The following is a 735-nucleotide window of genomic DNA, read 5'->3' as shown; positions in this document are numbered from 1 at the left end:
GAAAAGCCTAAAGTAAGGCTGCGCATCACAGCCGGTGCTTGCAGCCCAGTGCCATCCGCCATTGTTGGCACTGTAATCACCATCAATCAGGTGCTCCATAAAGAAGCGCTCGCCCCATCGCCAATCAACCAACAAGTGCTTAGTCAAGAAGCTGGCGACGACCATTCGTAGACGGTTGTGCATCCACCCTGTTTCGAGTAGTTGGCGCATTGCTGCATCAACCAGTGGGTAACCGGTTTTCCCTTCACACCGGCGTTGGAAATCTTCTTGATCGTTGTGCCAGGTGAGTCCGTTGTATTTTTCTTGGAAGTTCTCACCTTTCACTAATCTCGGATGGTGGAAGATCAGATGTTTATAGAAATCACGCCAGATCAGCTCGTTGAGCCAAGAGAACTCAGCGCACTGGGTATCGACCAGAAGTTCTGGGTGTTCTTGAATCAATTGAATCGCCAACCAACGAGGGCTAATTGCGCCAATGGCAAGATAAGGAGATAAGCCAGAGGTTCCCTTTATGGATGGGATGTCTCTATTGTCCGCGTATTGGTAGAGCTTTTCACTTGACCTAATACATCGTCGGCTAATGGCCAGCGTGAAGAGTCTTCTCTCGGAAAATCAAAATCATACTCTCTTGAAAAGGTTTGTAGTTCTGGTTGCGGACTTTCTGAAGCAACCTTCGGATAGGGTGCGCAATCAATGCCAGAAGCTTGAACATACTTGAGCCACGCTTTTTTGAAT

1 pseudogene is annotated in these 735 nt (G+C 48.2%); it reads right to left on the bottom strand.

The features are described from left to right. A pseudogene (locus tag KIV40_RS27325) lies at positions 1-735 on the bottom strand (FAD-binding domain-containing protein); the annotation flags it as partial.

This window comes from Vibrio sp. D173a, from assembly GCF_030248475.1.
Note: the sequence above shows the minus strand (reverse complement) of the source record. Positions and strands in the feature narration are given on the sequence as shown.